Genomic DNA, 16,978 nt, shown 5'->3' on the forward strand with positions numbered 1-16,978 from the left:
CTGAGTTGTATTTCATGGCTTCTCCTAAACGAGTCTACGGCTTTCTCTTTGTCGGCTCTTTCTCTCTCTCTTACAATCATAGCCTTGTCAGGAGGGGGAGAGAGGGAGAAACGATTAACTGTTCCCTATTCCCTGTTCCCTGTTCCCTGTCTTCACTGGTGACTGGTGACTGGTGACTGGTGACTGTAAAAGGTGACTGTTTTCACTGTTCGCTGTTGGCTGTAAAAGGGGATTTCGTCGAGCGGGTAGCCTCGTCGCGCGAGTCCGAAGAGACTCCAGCCTGCGGACGCGATCGCACGCCGCCGAGGTTTTCTAAAATGCCGCGTCCGATCAGACCGATCCCGCGTCCGATCACCTGCGTCAAGATATAAACTAAACCGCTTCCGACGAACGCGACCACCGAACGCAGTCGAGGGGCGAGGGCGTCTCGTCCTTCGAGTACGACTGTGATAGCTTGGGGAATGCCCGACAGTGCTGTCAGTTCTGCACGACGGGACGTATAGATATCGACGCGTTTAATTCCCCGTTCGGCGAATACGAACAGCGGGTGACGGCTTTCGTAAATGGCTTTCGGTTCGCCAATGTACTTTTGCCAGCGGTATTTCCACGACAGCTCGTTGCGAAAGCGATCGATATCTCGTGTCGAGAGGGCGCGTTTGTCGTAAAACGCCTGTTCGATCGCTTCGACGTAGGCGAAGTTATTCAACAGCGGTTGAACCACGGCGTTCGCGACGCAGACGAGGAGATTGTGCAGTAAATATTCCGCTCTGAGCGTGGCTTCGAGGCTACCGAACTCGTACCGTTGGGCGTCCACCTTCAACGGTACGCGAAACAGCAGGTGTGCCAGTAATTCTGGCACCTGGGGAATTTTATCCAAAATCGCCTCGCGCACCACCTCCGCGTCTTGTAGCAAAATATCGACCAATTCGACCGGGCGATCGTCGATAACGAGGGTGTAGTAGCGCCCGAAGAAGTCGAGGGTCGTTCCCTGCCACAAATCCAACAGAACGCGCGATCGCTTTTCGGGAAGTTGTTCTGGGCGTACTGACGACGCCTGCAAGTCGAGGGAGATTTCGTCGAACCGTCGCAATACCGTCGCGAAGAGTTCCCGTTTCTTCTCCGGGCTGAAAATATCGATTTCGAGAGGAGTGCTACTGAGGTTGAGTAACCGCGATTGCAATTTCGTCAGGGTCGCGTCGAAGACGAGCGCTCGAACGTCGCCGCTGTCGAGGAAGTCGGCATCGCCTGCATAAAGAGCGTCGGCCTCCTCCGGTCGAGACGCCAACATCTCCGATCGCCCTTCGTATCGTGCTGCCGATCCTTCAGGAGTCGCGTTTCCGGTTGCCTGCGGCGGTTGCGACGATGCAGTCGAACGGGATCGACGCGATCGCAACTGACCGACGATCCAACGAGCTGCTCGCAATTCCCGACGACGACCTTCTAACACCGCGCGATCGATGAGTGTCAAATTCGGATCGCGCAGTCGATCGCCGATCTGACGCAATGCCGCGTCGATATAGCGAAAACCTGGCGGAGCGGGTATTTCCAGAGGTGGCGAAGTGACGGTTCGGGCAACGCTTTGGCGACTGCTAGCGAACCGGCGTTCGGCTGTTACCTCTGCCACCGTTTGCGGCGGTTCCTGCCAGTAAAACCCGCCCGAGGCGACTTGCTCGAAGGCGTCTAACAATTCCGAGAGCGGCGTTCCCTTACGACAAAACCCCCTGACGCCCAACTGACGGGCTAACGCCAAGCGAGCGACGGTGGGAGCGGCGCTCAGCAGCAGTACCGGAACCTCTGGAGTGCGATCGCGTAGGGTCTGACACAGCCGTAGCTGTTCGGCGAGATCTCCCACCACGATTAAATCGATCTGATTTTCGTCCGATCGCGCGTCGAGGTAGGCCGAGGTCTCGGCTTCCGTTTCCAATTCGGCCGCGATACGAACGCTCGGCACGTCAGCTAACCAAGTCCGCAGTCCCAACTGAAACAACTTGTCGGGATCGACCGACACGATCGCGATCGCCGCCTCAGAATCGTGAGTTTTCAGATACGAGTCATCAGTGGTCATTTTTTACAGCCAACAGCGAGCAGTGAAGACAGTCACCAGCCTTTTACAGTGAACAGTCAACAGTGAGCAGCGAACAGTGGAGACAATTGACAGTTTCTCCCTTGTCTCCTTGTCCCCTTGCCCCCTTGTCCCTCCTTTGCTTCACTGCTCCCTTGCTCGTTTTCTCTAATACGTTACTTTCTTTTCGCTCGGCGGCGGAGCGTAAGCTGGTTCGGGAGCGGGAGCTTCGTAAACCGGTTCGGGAGCGGGAGCTTCGTAAGCTGGTTCGGGAGCGGGAGCTTCGTAAACCGGTTCGGGAGCGGGGGCTTCGTAAGCCGGTTCGGAAGTTCGGGGAGTACCGCCGCGATCGCCTGAAGTTGGGGCGCTGCGGTTGCGTCCGTCCCGTTCGGCGAGCCATTCTCCGATTTTGCCTTGGGCTTCGTAGTAAATGGGGCTGTCCGTTCCGATTTCTGCGGCGGTGGCGATCGCGTCGGTCAGTTTTCCTTCTTCGGCATATTCGATCGCCTCGTCGAGAATCGGCCGGTCTTCGTACAGTCGCCACTCTTCGCGCCAGCGATCGATCGCTTTACGCGCTTCTCCGTACAAGGGGCGATCGTCCTCGATTTGCTGAGCCAACTCGACCGCTTCGGCGAACTCGTTCTCTTGCGCCAGCTTTTCAGCTTCTTCTAAGATCGGGCGGTCTTCGAGCCTGGCGATTTCCGTGCGACTGCGAGCGATTAACGCCTGTGCGTCGGGGCGGGCAGCTCGACCGAGGGGAATTTGTTCGGCCTGCTCGATGGCGGCTTCGAGGGCTTCGATCGTTCCCAGTTCTGCCAACCGCTCGGCGCGACGCAGGATCGGGCGATCGGCGATGCGTTCCATTTCCTTACGCCAGTAGGCGACCAGCGTTTGAGCGTGAACGCGACGGGGGCGATCGCTTTCGATCGCTTCTGCTTGAGCGAGAGCCACCTCCAACGCGAACGGTTGTCCGATGGCGGCGATGGCGCTGGCGGCTTGCAAGCCAAACAAATCCTGCAAGTGGCTCTCCCACTCGGGCTGTTGTCGGCGAGCGCTGTCGTGGAGGGGATGGTCGGACGGCAGACTTTCCGAGAGGGCTTCGGCTTCGAGAAGCGTCAGGATTTGGGTCGAAACCGGCTTCACCAGTGGGTTCGATTCTGAGGAAGTCAGTACCCCGCTCTCGGCTAAAACGACGACTTCTCGAGCGCGGGCGTATTCCGAGGCTTCAGCGGGAATTGTTTCGGCTGCCTCGAGGGCCCGTTGGAAGTTTCCGGCTTGCTGTTCGGCGACCGCCATCTCGAGAACTTTCTGACTCCACTTTTCAATCTCGGATCGGGCGTCGGCGCGAGCGTAGGTATCAGCTTCGATCGCATTAATTAATCGCAGTGCCGCTTCGCTTTCGTAAGGCGTCTCCCATTGCACCGATTCTCGCGCCTGTTTGAGTTTGCGGCGTCCTTCCTTTTCCGCTGCAATTTGAGCCATCAGCTTGTCGTGACGCTGTTCGCTCCAGTAATCGTCTCCAATTCCGAGCAACCGCTCGGCTTGATATTCGGCTTCCGACCAGTTTTGATTTTTCAGGGCTTCGCTAGCCAAGTTGTAGATATGTTGTCCCTGTTCCCAGCCGCGATCCCACCGTGCGATGGTCGTTTGGGCTTCGGGATAGGTGGGGCTGTCTTTGGGGATGCGTTCGAGCAGCCCTAAGGCCACGTCGAGTTCTCCTCGCAGCGCCGCACGTCGAGCCATATCCAGCAACTGGTTCGACCATTGTTCGGTAAACTTTTTACCCTGGCGTTGTAAGGGGTGATCGTCGGGCCAGCTTTCGACGAGGGCGATCGCCGCTTCTAAGTCTTCTAAGCGCCCCGATTCGGCGGCTTGTTGGGCGCAATACAGCCGCTCGCGGTCGGGAGCGAGGGTCGAGACGGCCTTACAATCGGGAACCGGGGGCATGGAAAACAGCCACACTAACGCCCCCATTGCGGTACTGCTAAATCCGACGAGGACTAAAAACCAGAACAGCGGCCATCCCCACAGGCGATCGAGGGTCTTTTTCGAGGAGAGTGCGACTCGAGCCAACAGGGATACTGGCTGCTCTTGTGTTGCCTTCTCTTCTGTTGCTTGAGGCGTTGGAGTCTCGTCGGTCGCGTTGCGCTCGGGTTCGAGATCGGTATCGACGGTCGGCTGGGTTTCGGGAAGTTCGCCTTCAGCTCGAACGCGGATGGGATCGCCTTGTGTGTTCGCCATGCCTTTCGCCAGGGGGTTGAAATAATTTAAACGGGGATTTGTTAAAACACTTTTCAATATAGGCGATTTTATCGAAATGTCCGAGTCCGAAACGGGAATTGTTATCTCAATTGTGGTGGAGGCGGGGCGGGGACTCGGAGATCGCAGGGGTTTGAGGGGATGGACTTTATGGCTGCGATCGCCGACGATCGCAGGAACGGCAAAGTTTCGCCGACCTACGGTCGAGGGAACAGGGAACCGGCCACGGGCAACAGTAAGGAATTTTGTTTAGATGCGATCGTATCTTAAGTTGCCTGTTTGTTGACCCGACCGACTGAGGGATCGGAAGCTCTACCTCTTGGGGCGATCGTGTTGGGTTCGGTTAAATCTCCATCCCACACCTGCACGATTCTCTGTTGCCTTGCACAATTATCCATCTTTCAAATGATTGGAGGTAAGACGAAATACAGATGATGGTTGGGTTACAAAACAAGACGCAGTTGGTCTCGAACGGGTCGGAAATGTCAGTGCGGAAACGCCAACGAACGGTCGTGTTCGCACGCTATCCCACACCGGGACGCACGAAAACTCGGTTGATTCCGGCCTGGGGGGAACGGGGGGCGGCGTGGTTGCAACGTCGCATGACGGAACGAACTCTCGCGACGGTGCGTCAGTGGCGGGACGCTGAAGGCGACGCAGCGGTGGAAGTGCGCTTTGTCGGTGGGAGGTTGGGGCAACTGCGGCGGTGGTTGGGACGAGATCTCCTGTATCGTCCTCAAGAAGAGGGGGATTTGGGCGATCGCCTTTGGCAGGCGGTCGAAAGGGCGTTTGCGGAGGGGGTCGAACGGGTAACGTTAGTCGGAATCGACTGTCCGGCGCTGAGTGCGTCTCTGTTGCAGCAGGGGTTTGCGGCGTTAGACGAGGCCGATGTGGTACTCGGTCCGGCAAACGATGGGGGATATTATTCGATCGCGTTGCGACGACCGATACCGGAACTGTTTTCGGGGATTTCCTGGGGAACGGAGACGGTATTGCAACAAACGTTGGAGGTGGCGCGATCGCTAGGGCTTTCCGTGGCGTTGTTGGACTCCCTCGACGATATCGATCGCCCGGAGGATTTGCCCGAGTGGGATCGGGCGACGGGACGCCAATCTCAACGGGTTTCGGTGGTGATTCCGGCGTTGAACGAGGCGATCGCGCTACCGGAGACGTTGAAGTCGGTGTTGGCGGGAACGAACGTCGAAGCCATCGTGGTCGATGGGGGAAGTCGGGACGAGACGGTGGCGATCGCGCGATCGTTGGGGGCGACGGTTCTCGTCAGCGAACCCGGCCGGGCGCGACAGATGAACGCCGGGGCGCAAGCGGCCACGGGAGAGATCCTGTTGTTCCTTCACGCGGATACGCGCCTTCCTCAAGGGTTCGAGGTGGCGGTTCGTCAAGTGTTGTCGGAACCGTCTGTGGTGGCGGGGGCGTTCGAGTTGCAAATTGCGGCGTCTCTTTCGGGGATACGGACGGTCGAACGGGGGGCGAACTGGCGATCGCGTTGGGTACAGTTTCCCTATGGCGATCAGGGCATTTTTTTGAGGCGCGATCGGTTTTGGCAACTCGGCGGATTTCCCGATCTGCCGATTATGGAAGATTTCGAGTTCGTGCGGCAACTGCGGCGACAGGGCAACATCGCGATCGCTCCGGTTCCCGTCGTCACGTCAGGACGCCGCTGGCAGCACATTGGCATTTTACGTGTGACGGTTCTCAATCAGGCGATCGTCGCGGCCTATTTACTCGGTGTATCTCCCGAACGACTGGTTCGTTGGTATCGCCAACGATAGTTTTTCGTAAATACTAGGCGAGTTTTGATAAATAATCTCGAACGAATCTCTTCAGTTTTTGTGTATCTGAAGGGATATTTCTGCGATCGTATTGCGTAAAAACACTTATGTTTGATTTTTTTAACAAAAACGATCGGTAATATTGTCTATTTTTTGTCCGTAAAAATACGAAATTTTCTTTAAGAATTACGAAACTTTATTTAATCAAAAAAAGATAATTTTTTTAGAAAATTTGGGAACCATGAAACTAAGAACTCGTCATAAAAGACTAAAGCGGCACGACAAGGAACCGACCGACCAAATAAGTTACATATAACGGTTTTGAAAAGTTACAATCTTATCGATCGCCAAATGGAGAGGCTGCTACTTCTCACGTGAAAGATCGAAGAACGGCTCGAACCAACGCTCGATCGTGCCGGGGCGTGCATCGTTGAAAACCTATACTAGATGGAGACCGAAGATTGTGGACGACGTTTTAAACCCAGTAGACGAACAAGTTATCGATCCGACTAACGAAGAACTCGAAGATGAACTCGAGGACAATGACGAACTCGAAGACAGTGATGAACTCGAAGACAGTGACGGAGATCTCGACGGTAGCGAGACCCCAGGTGGCAGTGGTGAATTCAGCTTTGTCGTCACTGACTTTGTAGGAAACCCCGCCGAAGCAACCGTTTCCTTAAAGTCGGTCGATGGCGGTGTCGAAATTTCTGTCGAAGCCAGTCAATCCGTTCGAGGCGTTTTCTTCAACATCGCCGACGATTCTAAACTCGAATCCTTGAGTTCGTCGAGCGAATTGAAAGTCAAAGACGATCGCAAAGACGTTTCTCAAGTCGGAACTGCCAGCATCGCCCCGAACTCTTATGAAGTCGGAGTTGCCGGTGGAGACTCGGTCGTCGTATCCGGCTTAACCCTCGACGATCTCATCGGTCAAGAATTCGGCGTGCGGACTCAAAGCGACAAACTCGCCGGTACTGCTGAAGAAGGCATGGGTTCGACGCCGGAAGATTCCGGGGAAGAGGGTGAAGGCGACGGTAGCCTCGTTACCGACCCCGATGGCGAACTCGGAGACGACGCAGCCTCGGACGATATGATGCCCGACGACGGCGAAGGCGACACGATCGAGTCCGTCCTCGTCACGAACGAAGTCGATTTCCAAGCCATTCTCAGCCTCAACCAACAGGTTCGACTGAGTATCGAAACTCAAAGCTTCTTCCAACTCGAATTCTCTGGAGAAGCCGTCGATCTCGACGACTTGGGCGAAAACGAAGTCATCTGTTCTGAAGGAGACGACAGCGTAGCCGGAACGGCCGATACCGACATCGTGTCTGGAGAAGCCGGGAACGACGAACTTACCGGAGAAGCTGGAAACGACGTTCTCGTCGGTGCTGATGGAAACGATAGCGTCGATGGCGGTTCGGATAACGATATTGTCAACGGAAATACGGGCGAAGACGTGGTGTCCGGCGGTGATGGAAACGACTTGATGAACGGCGGTCAAGACAACGACGTACTGATGGGCGGCGAAGGTGACGACGTCATCGATGGCGACCTCGGCGACGATGTCTTAACGGGTGGCGGCGGGAGCGATACCTTCGTTCTCGACGACGAAACCAGCCTCGACGCGATTATGGACTTTGAAGTCGGTGTCGATCGCCTGGCTTTCCAACTGACGCAATCGTTTACCTTCGAGGTGGGCGACTTCGATGGCGACGGAACGCTCGACTTGGGTGTCAAACTCGAATCGGGCTTCCAAATCGCTACCATCAGCGGCGTCGAAGACAGCAATGCTATTGACGTGGTAGAGGTTCCTGAAAGCGACGCTCTGCTTGCCTAAGCAATATTACTCAACCCTTTGTCCGCAGCAGTACCTCGGTGCTGCTGTTTTTTGTTCGTACAATTAAGGTGATGCTATCGCGCGATCGCCATGCTCGCTAAGTCTCCCGTTCTCAGCCCTGAAGAATACCTGCAACTCGAAACTCAGAGTTCCACTAAGCACGAATACTTCGACGGCGAAATCGTCGCTATGGCAGGGGCTACGGACGCCCACGTTACCATTGCAGGAAATCTCTTCGCTGAACTGCGATCGCACCTCCGGGGTTCTGGATGCCGAATCTTCATCTCGGATATGAAAGTCCGCATCGATACTCGCAACCGCTTTTTCTATCCCGATCTTCTCGTCACTTGTGACTCCCGCGACACGAAAACTGCCACTTACAAACGCTTCCCAAAACTTATCGTCGAAGTTCTCTCCCAATCGACTGAATCTTTCGACCGTGGCGACAAATTCAACGATTACCAAACTCTCGAAAGCTTGCAAGAATACGTTTTAATTAACAGCCGACACCGTCGCGTGGAGGTCTTCCGCCGCCAAACAAACGGTCTTTGGCTTTTTCAAACTTACGACGATTGCGAAACGTTTCGACTTGAAAGTATTGACTACACGGGTACGTTCGAAATGCTGTACGAAGATGTCAGTCTCGAACGGGGCGATCGCGGTGAAAGCGATTTGGTTAATTAGATATGGCAACCCTAAATCAGTTGTGTAACAAAATCGGGAACAGGGAACAGAGAACAGGAAATAAGATTTTTTTATATTTTAATTTTTAATGACTCGTTTGGAATGTCTGAATTTAATTTTTTACAAAAAACTTAAGATTGCTATGATATTGAATTGAAAGGTATAAAATGCTTTGTTTTATATAAAATTTAATTTGTAAGCGATGTTATAAATATTTTTCAAAAACACTTAAAATCTGTTATTATCTTAACAAGAAATACTGCTTCAGATTTCATGTTTTTTGTCGGACTTTTCAAGTAATACTTCGTCCGTCTACCAACTCACATCTCGAACGAGGTGTTTTTGTCCGGCTAGTATCGCGACTGGCTCGCACACAGCCGAAATCCCGTTTGCGCCTCAACGTACTGTCATCCGAGGCGTCTATCGATTACCATTCGATCGATCTCCTGTTTCTAATTGTCTCCAAATCGTGACTGATGACGCCCAAAATTTAACCGCTCGCCAGCACTACCACCACGGTAACGATCGCTTCAACGCCAACAGCCTAGACGAAGCGATCGCCGCCTACCAAGCCGCCATCGAGTTACAACCCGATGTGGCATCCTACCACTACAATCTCGGCAACACCTACTTGGCTCAACAGCAATTCGATCGCGCGATCGCTGCCTATCAAGTCAGCATTCAGTGCGATCCTGAATTTTTTGAAGCCTACTTCAGCCTCAGCCACGCCTACGAACATCAGGGCAATTTCAAAGCCGCGATCGCCGGATACCGTCACGCTACTCGTCTCAATCCGAAAGCACTCCAGGCTTACGACATCCTCGCCAAACTGCATCTACTACAGGGAAACTTCCACGAGGCGATCGATACTTACCGACAAATTCTGCGCCTGTTTCCCGAATTTTTCGAGACGTACCAACGTTGGTTAACTCACCTCGATCGCAGTCGCATTCTCGACGAAACCCATGGGTTGAGCGAAGCCGAAACCCGCCACTACCGCGATCGCTTTTTGCGAGGTTTACAACAAACTGCCGATTCTGCCGATGTTTGGTACGTCTTAGCCAGTTTCCTCGCCCGTCACGGACAAGTCAAACTCGCGATCCTCGCCTACCAACACACCCTCGAACTCGATCCTGACTTCATCGACGCCTATCACAGTTTGGGATCTCTCTACAATCAACAGGGTTACTTCGAGGCAGCGATTCACACCCTCGAAATCGCAAGACGACGCGACGGCGATCGCGAAACTCTGACTTTAGAACTGGCCAAAAGTATCGCTCTTTTACGGTGTCACGATGCGGCGATCGCGCTGTTGCGAGAGTTTCTCGAACGCCATCCCCAATCTGCCAACTGCTTCTATTATTTAGGCAAACTGCTGTGGGTCGTACGACGCCCCGACGAAGCGTTTCAAGCCTTTCGCCACGCCGGAACTCTCCAACCGTACGGGGGACGAGATGTTTACAGTTTGGGGATCGCCCTCGCCCAAGCGGAAAAACCCAACGCTGCTTACGATGCCTTACTTCCGCGACGTCGTCCCTCTCCGCCCCAAGGATACTACGCCACGACTCGAGATTGGGCGATCGCTACCAACTGTCTGTCGCTGTATCGTCGCGTGCGATCGCCCCATTCCGTCACACTTGCCGCCCCGAAAGCCTTGCCCAGTCAATATCCTCCTGCCACTGACGCCACGTTTCACTTCGGCGAAGCCTTCGTCACCACAATTCCGCGAGGGCGGGCGTATTGGAGTGGCGACGCTCGACGAGACGATTATGCTAGTGCGGTTATCGCACCGGACGATCGCCTGTTAGCAGACGTTTCGATCGACTTTACCGCTCGGCTGAATTCTACAGGCGATCGCCATCCCAGCCAACACCGTATTTTTCACGAAAAACATCTGTCAGCCATTGAAGATTTCGACGAAACGATTGCCATTCTCTCCCCGATTAACTGTGATAATTACTATCACTGGATGGTCTATTTGTTGCCGAGATTGGGACTTATAATAGAATCGAAAATCGATCTAGAGACGATCGATCGTTTTTGGATAGATAGTTTTTACCAGCCTTTCCAAAAAGAAACGTTTCAACAGTTGGAAATTCCAAAACAAAAAGTGTTGACGGTCGATCGCTCCCCTCACATACGCGCTCAACAACTGATCGTACCGTCAATTCCTAGCGATTTGATAGCGATCGACCGTGCTTCCTGTCAGTGGATTAAAAGCTTATTTTTACCCCGATCGAAAGAGTTACCTACGCCCGATAAACGGTTGTATATTCGACGCAAAACCGGACAAAATCGTCGCGTTATTGAAGAAGAACAGTTAATTGAATTTCTCGAAATTTACGGATTTGAAGCCGTAGAACTCGAAAATAAATCCATCGTCGAACAAGCCCAAATGTTCGCCGCCGCCGAAGCGGTTATCGCTCCTCATGGTGCGGGACTCACAAACGTTTTATTTTGTCAACCGGGAACGAAAATTATCGAAATTTTGTCTCCCAATTACGCTCATCAATTTTATGCCGTTCTCAGCCGACAGTGTCAGCTCGATTATGCGTATTGTTGGAGCCGCTGTTTGCCACTCGACCACTTTAACGATGTATTCTGGATGACGATGATGCGGGAAGATTTGTGGGTCGATCGCGATCGCCTTTTGGCAACGATGAAGCTTCTCGAGATTGTTTAATTGCAGAAGTTCCCCAACCTCGAAACCTGTCGTCGCACTATCCTTTACAAATTCCCTTAGAAAAGGTTCTCAGCGTCCACAAACCTCCCCACCTGCAAGCTAAGGTTGAAGGGTGCATCTCAAAAATGTAAATTCATCAGAGACAAGCTTTCGTACTCGATAGTGTTACGCACCGATCGACGTTTTCCGAGCGGCTGTTGGGTTCCACTCCGTTCCACCCGTGGACAGCAGCGTTGCCGAAGTCCAACCTACCCAAAACTCATGTTTTTACAAAAGTGAGATGTACCCAGGTTGAATTCTACTCCGTTTTACCCAACCTATAGCAGTGCCAAATGAGTCTTCAAAAATTAAAACACCATAAAAATTTCGATTCCCCGTTCCCCGTTCCCGATTCCCTTTTTGTCCCGATTTTGTCACACAACTGATTTAGGGTTGCTATAGTTTGCTTAATTTTTGAATTTATCAGAACTTACGCATTAACCCTATGTGTAGGGTGGGCATTGCTCACAAACCTATACATTGGGGTGCATCTCACTTTTGGCTCGAAAGTATAGCGTGAAGAGGGGGGACGATTCGCCAAACACACGCCTACTCGTCCCCATTATCTAGAATTATTTTTATTCCTCTTCACTCGAGCGAGATGTCTTTGAAGAAAACACTCTCGATCTGAAAACGAGCCGAGATTCGCTATACAGACAAGTTGGCTGTAATCCGTTTCATGGCTTCTTCAACGTTTTCGCGGCTGTTAAATGCCGAAATTCGGAAATAACCTTCTCCGGCTGCGCCAAATCCCGATCCTGGCGTTCCGACAACGTTGGCCGCAGACAGCAACTTGTCAAAGAAATCCCAACTCGACCAGCCGTTTGGTGTCTTCACCCAAACGTAAGGTGCGTTGACGCAGCCGTAGACTTTTAAACCGGCTTCAGTGAGTTTTTCGCGAATAATTTTCGCGTTTTCTAAATAGAAACTGACGAGGGCTTTAATCTGAGCTTGTCCGTCCTCAGAATACACGGCTTCGGCTCCCCGTTGGACGATGTAAGAGACACCGTTAAATTTCGTCGATTGGCGGCGGTTCCAGAGTTTCCACAGTTCCACGTCCGATCCGTCGGAAGTCTTGGCGGTTAGGGTTTTGGGAACGACGGTGTACGCACAGCGAGTTCCGGTGAATCCGGCGTTTTTCGAGAACGATCGAAACTCGATCGCACAGTCTTTAGCCCCTTCAATTTCAAAAATCGAGTGAGGCAAACTTTCATCGGTAATAAACGCTTCGTAAGCAGCATCAAAGAGAACGATCGCATCGTGGGCTTTGGCGTAATCGACCCAGGCTTTTAAGTGTTCTTTCGTCGCCGTCGCGCCCGTGGGATTGTTGGGGAAACATAGATAAATCAAATCCACCTTTTGCGAGGGAATCTCGGCGGTGAAGTCGTTCTCTGCGGAAATCGGCATATAGACCAATCCCTCGTATTCCCCTTTGTCGTTGGCGGGGCCAGTATGACCTGCCATCACGTTGGTATCGACGTACACGGGATACACCGGGTCGGTCACGGCGATGGTGTTATCTTTACCGAAAATGTCGAGAATGTTGCCGGTGTCGCATTTCGCACCGTCGGAGACGAAGATTTCATCCAGTGCGATGTCGCAACCGCGAGATTGAAAATCCATCGCGGCGATTTTTTCCCGCAGCCAGGGATACCCCTGTTCGGGGCCGTAACCTTTGAAGGAGGCGCGATCGCCCATGTCTTCAATTGCCTTCGACATCGCCGTCCGACAAGCTTCCGGTAGCGGTTCGGTCACGTCGCCAATGCCCAGTTTGATAATTTGAGCGTCGGGATGGGCATCGGCGAAGGTCTTGACGCGACGAGCGATTTCGGGGAACAGATACCCCGCTTTCAGTTTCAGGTAGTTCTCGTTAATAGTTGCCATAGTGAACGTATAGGTTGCCAGAGTTGGCGTCGAACAGTCTCGAAAATGGATCGTCGAAGGAAAAACGGCTTCGGACTCGAAAAAAGCTTTCCGCACCGAACGCCGCTCCTTCAGTATTATTCCACGTTGGCTTCGACCCCCGAGACCGGCGATCGCGATCGCGATAGAATCGAACCGACGCTACAGGCAGTAGGGGAACCGATCGTGTTCGACGCGCATCGCCAGTGGATCGCTATTTTAGAAGACCATCCCGATCGCCGATCGCGGATGACAAAGCTGCTGAAACAGACCTTCGACGAACCGCAAGTTCGATTTTTCAAAACGGCCTCGGAAGCGATCGCTGCCCTCGAACGAGATTTAGACACCTGTGCGATCGTCAGTTTGGACGGAGATCTCAGCCGTTCGCAGTTTTCAGAAGAGGGCGATCGCGATCCGGGAACGGGCCGCGATGTGGCGGCGTATTTAGCACAGGTCAAAGCCCAGTGTCCGGTGATGGTTCACACTTCGGATAACCAGATGGCGATCGCCATGATGCAAACCTTATCTGAAGGAGGGTGTTGGTGCGATCACGTCATTCCCGAAGAGAACTGGCTGGTTCGTCGTTGGCTGCCGAAACTGAGAGGACTCCTCACTCCCATCCCCAGCGATCGCCTCGCCCCCGAAGACGTTCCCAACCGCGATCGCCCTTGGGAAGAGATTGCCGACTTCGCTGCCGCCTTCGACCCCCGCGACGACTGGGGAAGCTTAGAAAAAGCCCGTTTCCTCGCCGAACAACTCGAACAAGTCTATCTCAATGCCGATACGTTACCCTCGACGATCGCAGAAGTGCGAACGGGGCTGTGGGCGGCACAAATGCTGTGGCGGTGTTACGACATCGAACCGGACGACGCGTCGATGGGCTATATCGGGGCGTTACTCGAACAGTTGCGGGAGTTACTGACCCATCAACCCAAACCCCTCGCCCCCCAGCCGATAATGCTAGACTCGGGCGATCGACTGTGCGATCGCATTGCCGGAACCCTGTTCGGCCACGCCATCGGCGACGCCTTGGGATTGGGACTCGAAGGCATTCCCAAAGAGCGCGTCGGCGAGTATTACCCCGATGGTTTGTCCGATTACGAGGACATCGTTCGCGACGAATATCGATCTCGCTGGGAACCGGGGGAATGGACCGACGACACGGCGTTAATGTTATGTATTGCCGATAGTTTGCTCGAATCGAACGAAGTCAACTTACTCGATATTGCCCGTCGGTTCTATCGTTGGGCGGCGGCGGGAAATCCGGGGTTGGGTACGACGACTCACAACGTTTTGTTTTGTAAGGAGGTGTTCGGCGTCGATTTTTTCCAAGCCGAGTTCGATCGCAACTATTTCGTGGCGGCGAAGAAAGTTTGGGAAGAAAGCGGCGGCCGTTCTGCCCCCAACGGCGGTTTGATGCGAACGTCCGTGGTGGGAATTTGGGACTACCGCGATCGCGATCGCGTCAAAACCAACGCCGAACGCATCTGTCAGATTACCCACTACGACCCCCGCTGCGTCGCCTCCTGCGTCGCCCTGTCCCTGGCAGTTCGCGCCCTGCTGTGCGGAACGATCGATACTGAAAATCTTACTCAACAGATGGCACGGGAAGTTAGCGACTATCACCCAGAAGTGAAGGAGTATTTTCAACGTACGGAAGATCCCGACATCTCGACGTTGCAGTTGGGGGAATCTTGGGGAATGGGGTACACGCTAAAAACCCTGAGTGCGGGATTTTGGGCGTTACAACACGCCCCCTCTTACGACGCGGGATTGTTGCAGGTTCTCTACGAAGGCGGCGATGCGGATACGAACGGGGCAGTAGCGGGGGCGCTGCTGGGGGCGAAGTTCGGCTATGGCAGCATTCCCCAACGGTGGATCGACGGATTGAAACACCGTCAGGAATTGGAAGTGCGCGTCGAACAGTTGGTACGTCGTTGTCGTTAGCGATCGATCGGTCGCACGGAGTCGGCGTTGGCGCGGACGAAACAGCCTTCGGGTTGGTTGGGGTTTTGGTTGAAGAGGACGAACAACCAGGCGTTACCGCGATCGTCGTAGAATACGCCTCCTGCCATACTCGGGAGTGTCTCGAACCGCCGTCCCCAGGTGAGGGCGCGATCGACCGGCCAGTTATAGATATCGTTGGGACGAGACGCATCAAAAATTTCATAGCGATCGTCCATGCGACAGTTCAACCCGCCAGGATGGGAATCGACGGCCACCCAATCGGTATGATAGGCGCGATCGCGTTGTCCGTAATCGCCGTTTTCGTCGGCTTGGGGCAGGGCGAGACTCGGGGGAACGAAGACACTCCCCAGGCATCCAGCGGCGAGGCTCGTCCACAATAAGAATTTCATGAGAACTTTCAGCATTGTCTCGTGCGTTCGCCTTTTACGGACACTCGCCCCTTTCCTCCGCGCGATCGACATAATACTTTAATCGGTGCTGCGATCGACCGTAACACAGGCTTCGACAGGGTGCATCTCAATTCTGCGATAAGTATAAATACTTAAATGAGTAAATCCCCTTCTAGCAGTCCTTGAGGAAGATATTGACAAATTGCCGAACTTGTGTATTTACGAAAGTGAGATGCACCCCTTCGACATCTGTAGACCTCGCACTTCCCCCCAAGGACGCGACTCGACATTGCAACGCCAAACGTCTAAAACCCTACTGCTGTGCTGTGAAAAACTCGTGAATTTTGTCGTCTTTATCGGTGTTTCGTTCGCAGGCATTTCAAACTCACGAAGCCGGTCGTGCGATCGCGAAACTTCATCCCTAGAACGTTGCAATTTACAGCCGCCGATCGTAATCAAAAAACAGCAAATTTTAATGACTGTGCGGCATTTCTTGAGGTGACATTTCTCCTTCCATCGATTCGATCGCGGGCATTTGATGGGATTCCATATCGTGCGATCGCATCAATCCCATTGTCTGTTGTCCGAGGCTGACGAGTCCCATTCCGACGACGCTCAAACTCATCACACCCATCGAAACCAGTCCGATCGACACCACACCCATCGACACCAATCCGACGGAAATAATACCGTGGGTCGAAACGCCGATCGCCACGAATCCATGCGCCGAAATCCCGATCGCCACTCGACCGTGGGCTTCGATTCCCACCGACAACCATTTCCGTTTTTCTTGTTTTTGAATCGTATCCACGCAACACCTCAAACTATGACAAGCTGTCAAACTCAATCGAGACCGACGCGTTATTTTATCAAAAAATTTGGGTCTAAAACCCCGCCCTAGAAGGGCGGCTTTTGACAATCCTGTTTTTTGTGCTAAAATATTCAGAACAATCAAGTCAAACGACGATGCTTGTTCTCGAGTTCAAAGTCAAAGGTAAACCCCACCAATACGCAGCGATTGACGAAGCGATCCGAACTGCACAGTTCGTTCGCAACAAGGCACTGCGCTATTGGATAGATAACCGAGGTGTTAACAAATACGACCTCAACAAATACTGTCGAGTCCTGGCTCGAGAGTATGGCTTTGCTCGAGAACTCAACAGCACGGCTCGTCAAGCCTCAGCCGAACGCGCTTGGTCGGCAATTTCTCGTTTTTTCGAGAACTGTCGCAAGTCTGTTCCTGGACACAAAGGATATCCCAAGTTCAAGAAAAACAGTCGTTCTGTCGAGTACAAAACTTCAGGTTGGAAGTTACTCGACCCCAAGCATATTGTCTTTACGGATAAGAAAAATATAGGACGACTA

Annotated in this window: 10 protein-coding genes and 1 pseudogene; 6 read left to right on the forward strand and 5 right to left on the reverse strand. The window is 53.1% G+C overall.

Annotation, left to right across the window (positions count from 1 at the left end):
* Positions 1–202 precede the first annotated feature (202 nt).
* Positions 203–2,065: a DUF3685 domain-containing protein gene (locus tag GEI7105_RS30595; RefSeq protein WP_051044147.1), complete on the reverse strand. Its 1,863-nt coding sequence runs from the start codon at positions 2,063–2,065 to the stop codon at positions 203–205.
* Positions 2,066–2,230: 165 nt separating this feature from the next.
* Positions 2,231–4,303, reverse strand: a complete 2,073-nt coding sequence (locus tag GEI7105_RS30600) for a coiled-coil domain-containing protein (protein ID WP_144053805.1) — start codon at positions 4,301–4,303, stop codon at positions 2,231–2,233.
* A 449-nt stretch (positions 4,304–4,752) separates the two neighbouring features.
* Here GEI7105_RS30600 and GEI7105_RS40765 point away from each other — a divergent pair, with 449 nt between their 5' ends.
* The 4 genes from GEI7105_RS40765 to GEI7105_RS0114205 all read left to right on the forward strand — a co-directional run bounded on the left by GEI7105_RS40765 (position 4,753) and on the right by GEI7105_RS0114205 (position 11,315).
* Positions 4,753–6,111: a TIGR04283 family arsenosugar biosynthesis glycosyltransferase gene (locus tag GEI7105_RS40765; protein WP_017661110.1), complete on the forward strand. Its 1,359-nt coding sequence runs from the start codon at positions 4,753–4,755 to the stop codon at positions 6,109–6,111.
* Positions 6,112–6,574: 463 nt separating this feature from the next.
* Positions 6,575–7,948, forward strand: a complete 1,374-nt coding sequence (locus tag GEI7105_RS33540; protein WP_017661111.1) for a calcium-binding protein — start codon at positions 6,575–6,577, stop codon at positions 7,946–7,948.
* A 90-nt stretch (positions 7,949–8,038) separates the two neighbouring features.
* The gene (locus GEI7105_RS0114200; RefSeq protein ID WP_017661112.1) at positions 8,039–8,632 is read left to right on the forward strand and encodes a Uma2 family endonuclease; all 594 of its coding nucleotides are present in this window, start codon (positions 8,039–8,041) and stop codon (positions 8,630–8,632) included.
* Positions 8,633–9,101: 469 nt separating this feature from the next.
* The gene (locus GEI7105_RS0114205; protein WP_017661113.1) at positions 9,102–11,315 is read left to right on the forward strand and encodes a tetratricopeptide repeat protein; all 2,214 of its coding nucleotides are present in this window, start codon (positions 9,102–9,104) and stop codon (positions 11,313–11,315) included.
* Between the two features lie 687 nt (positions 11,316–12,002).
* On the opposite strand, the gene GEI7105_RS0114210 is transcribed toward GEI7105_RS0114205, so the two are convergent.
* Positions 12,003–13,238, reverse strand: coding sequence for an LL-diaminopimelate aminotransferase (locus GEI7105_RS0114210; protein ID WP_026097658.1), 1,236 nt, complete (start codon positions 13,236–13,238; stop codon positions 12,003–12,005).
* Between the two features lie 45 nt (positions 13,239–13,283).
* On the opposite strand from GEI7105_RS0114210, the gene GEI7105_RS36060 reads away from it, so the two are divergent.
* Entirely contained in the window at positions 13,284–15,203 is a 1,920-nt protein-coding gene (locus GEI7105_RS36060; protein WP_083862388.1) for an ADP-ribosylglycohydrolase family protein, read from the forward strand.
* Here the strand turns inward: GEI7105_RS36060 and GEI7105_RS0114220 are convergent.
* Both GEI7105_RS0114220 and GEI7105_RS0114225 read right to left on the reverse strand, forming a co-directional pair.
* Positions 15,200–15,628 carry a hypothetical protein gene (locus GEI7105_RS0114220; protein ID WP_017661116.1) on the reverse strand — a complete coding sequence of 143 codons (429 nt, stop codon included), beginning with the start codon at positions 15,626–15,628 and terminating at the stop codon, positions 15,200–15,202. The genes GEI7105_RS36060 and GEI7105_RS0114220 overlap by 4 nt on opposite strands.
* 457 nt (positions 15,629–16,085) lie before the next feature.
* Entirely contained in the window at positions 16,086–16,424 is a 339-nt protein-coding gene (locus GEI7105_RS0114225; protein WP_017661117.1) for a hypothetical protein, read from the reverse strand.
* Between the two features lie 155 nt (positions 16,425–16,579).
* On the opposite strand from GEI7105_RS0114225, the pseudogene GEI7105_RS30620 reads away from it, so the two are divergent.
* A pseudogene (locus tag GEI7105_RS30620) lies at positions 16,580–16,978 on the forward strand (RNA-guided endonuclease TnpB family protein); the annotation flags it as partial.

This window comes from Baaleninema simplex PCC 7105 (assembly GCF_000332355.1).
In the GTDB taxonomy this organism is placed as follows: Bacteria; Cyanobacteriota; Cyanobacteriia; order Cyanobacteriales; family Geitlerinemataceae; genus Baaleninema; species Baaleninema simplex.